We start from the raw sequence: 1,956 nt of genomic DNA on the forward strand, positions 1-1,956 counted from the left end.
GCGTGCGCATCGCTGCCAACGAGACCGGAATCTTCGACCTGCGTTCAGCCAAGCAGGAAGACAAGGGCCTTCGCCAGCGCTTCGACCACAACTACGCCGTGGTCATTCGCCGCGCCCAGGAGGGCCAGCCGCTGAACGGGAAGATCCTCACCGGGATCGGCCACGACAGCCAGAAGACGGCCTTCGAACTCGCCAACGAGCTGGCCGACCAGCAGGTCCAGGCAAAAATCATTCAGCAAGGCATCCCGGCCGACGGCAAGTCAGCCCGCGAGTTGCTGCTGGCAAAAATGAACATCAAGCGCGATGCACAGCGCGGCGCGGAGCATTCGTCATGAAACGAGCAAACCCAGCACAGCTACGCCAATCCCTTGAGATGGCGAACACCATGGTCAAGCACGGTATTCGTTTCGTGTGCATGCCGGTGGTGGATGAGTCGGACATGGCCAATCTCGCCAGCCAGGCTGCTGAGCGCTTTGAGCGCATGGCATTGATCGCGGAAGCAGCGGAGCAACGGACATGACCCAGATCTATTTCATGATGGCATGCATGCACATCGGCTTGCTCACCGGGCTGACGCTCGCAATCAAGTCAAGCTTCAAGCTAACAGCCCTGATCTTCGTGGGCTCGTTGGTGTGGCCAATCCTTCTTGGTGGGTTCTTCTACCTCAAATGGTGTGGGCGCAAGGGGGCTCGGTCATGAGCGAAATAACCAGAGCTGCAATCGGAATGCCATTCAGTATGGCGATGGAAAGCGAGTTATCCCGCCGTCAGTTCCATTCCATCGCCCAGGCGCTCCTGGCCGAGCGCGACCGTCTCCGCGCCGAAGTATCCGGCCTACGCACCGGCTACGAAGCCTACGAGCAGGTGAATGCGGAGCTGAAGGCTGAGAACGAACGCCTGCGCCAGATTGTTAGCGATAGCGCGACCTCCTGCGGTGCTGCCGTTTCTGTCGAATGCTCCCTGGACTTCATGGCGCACCTGCCGGTCGAGATATTTTCGGTCATCTCAAAGCTGCGCAATGCGCTGATGGAGTGCACCAACTCTTTGCAAGGGGAAATGCTCCAGAAGTTCGGAGGCCAACTGCCGGAAGACATGCACCCAGTTACGCGCCGCGAGTACGACCGAGATATTGCGGAGGTTTCTGGATATCGCGCCGCCCTGGGCCAGGGAGAGCAGCCATGAGCGGTATGGCGAAAAGCGTGTTCAACATGTTGGAAAAGGTGTTCGCGGCTGAAGTCGAAAACCGCCTCCCATACCAGACCAAGTCAAAGCTTGCAGTGGAGATGGAAGAGTTCGGCTATCTGGAGCTCGGCAGCGAGCGCATGGGCCTGGTCACCGTGTCGGGTTACTACCTGACACATGCCGGGCGTCTTGCCTATTGCGAAGAATGCCGGGACGTGGAGGATCCGTCATGACCAGCCTCCAGATCCGCAACGAATCAGACCGCAACAAGGCCATGGGCTACATCGCCGGCCTGGACCTGGCCAAGCCCAAGAAGCTGGCCATCACCGAAGTGGACCGCAGCGGGGAGCAGAACAAGGCCCTGCACGCGGCGCTGGCCGACATCGCCGCCCAGGTCGAGCACGCCGGGAAGAAGTGGGACGTCCTGATCTGGAAGCGGTTGCTGACGGCCGCCTGGCTGCGCGAGTCGGGCGACCAGCCGCAGATGATACCGGCGGTAGACGGAAACGGATTCGACGTCATCTACGAGCGCACAAGCAAGCTCACCGTGAAGCAGTGCGGCGAGTTGATCGAGTGGGTTCATTTCTTCGGCGCCGAGCACCAGGTGCGGTGGACGCAGAAAGATAACTGGGGAGGAAGGTACTGATGTGCCAGAACTTCAAGCCGGGCGACCTGGCGCTGACCCTGGTGGGCAATGATCGGTACCCGTCAATGACTCAGGTTGAGTTGGTCGAGATGTTGCAGCCTGGAGACGTATGGCTTCACAGGGGGTTAG

At 59.9% G+C, this 1,956-nt stretch carries 6 protein-coding genes; all 6 read left to right on the plus strand.

Annotation, left to right across the window (positions count from 1 at the left end; genetic code table 11):
* A partial coding sequence (locus P353_RS30105) for a hypothetical protein (RefSeq protein WP_034375804.1) occupies nucleotides 1–335 on the plus strand: 335 nt, incomplete at its 5' end.
* Nucleotides 332–520: a DUF1382 family protein gene (locus tag P353_RS30110; protein WP_034375805.1), complete on the plus strand. Its 189-nt coding sequence runs from the start codon at nucleotides 332–334 to the stop codon at nucleotides 518–520. The genes P353_RS30105 and P353_RS30110, both read left to right, overlap by 4 nt.
* Nucleotides 517–699: a hypothetical protein gene (locus tag P353_RS25330; protein WP_034375806.1), complete on the plus strand. Its 183-nt coding sequence runs from the start codon at nucleotides 517–519 to the stop codon at nucleotides 697–699. The genes P353_RS30110 and P353_RS25330 overlap by 4 nt, the downstream gene beginning before the upstream one ends.
* Entirely contained in the window at nucleotides 696–1,181 is a 486-nt protein-coding gene (locus tag P353_RS25335) for a hypothetical protein (RefSeq protein ID WP_034375807.1), read from the plus strand. The genes P353_RS25330 and P353_RS25335 overlap by 4 nt, the downstream gene beginning before the upstream one ends.
* A complete protein-coding gene (locus P353_RS25340; RefSeq protein ID WP_034375809.1) occupies nucleotides 1,178–1,414 on the plus strand; it encodes a hypothetical protein in 237 nt (78 codons plus the stop codon). The genes P353_RS25335 and P353_RS25340 overlap by 4 nt, the downstream gene beginning before the upstream one ends.
* Complete coding sequence (locus tag P353_RS25345) at nucleotides 1,411–1,827, plus strand: recombination protein NinB (protein WP_034375810.1); 417 nt, start codon at nucleotides 1,411–1,413, stop codon at nucleotides 1,825–1,827. Before P353_RS25340 ends, P353_RS25345 begins: the two co-directional genes overlap by 4 nt.
* The last annotated feature ends 129 nt before the right edge of the window (nucleotides 1,828–1,956 follow it).

The organism is Comamonas testosteroni, from assembly GCF_000761245.1.
Lineage (GTDB): Bacteria > Pseudomonadota > Gammaproteobacteria > Burkholderiales > Burkholderiaceae_C > Comamonas > Comamonas testosteroni_C.

Excerpts from the sequence above, each read along its gene's own strand:
- P353_RS30110 (WP_034375805.1), top strand. The coding sequence starts at position 332 with ATGAAACGAGCAAACCCAGCACAGCTACGCCAATCCCTTGAGATGGCG.
- P353_RS25345 (WP_034375810.1), top strand. The coding sequence starts at position 1,411 with ATGACCAGCCTCCAGATCCGCAACGAATCAGACCGCAACAAGGCCATG.
- P353_RS25335 (WP_034375807.1), top strand. The coding sequence starts at position 696 with ATGAGCGAAATAACCAGAGCTGCAATCGGAATGCCATTCAGTATGGCG.
- P353_RS25340 (WP_034375809.1), top strand. The coding sequence starts at position 1,178 with ATGAGCGGTATGGCGAAAAGCGTGTTCAACATGTTGGAAAAGGTGTTC.
- P353_RS25330 (WP_034375806.1), top strand. The coding sequence starts at position 517 with ATGACCCAGATCTATTTCATGATGGCATGCATGCACATCGGCTTGCTC.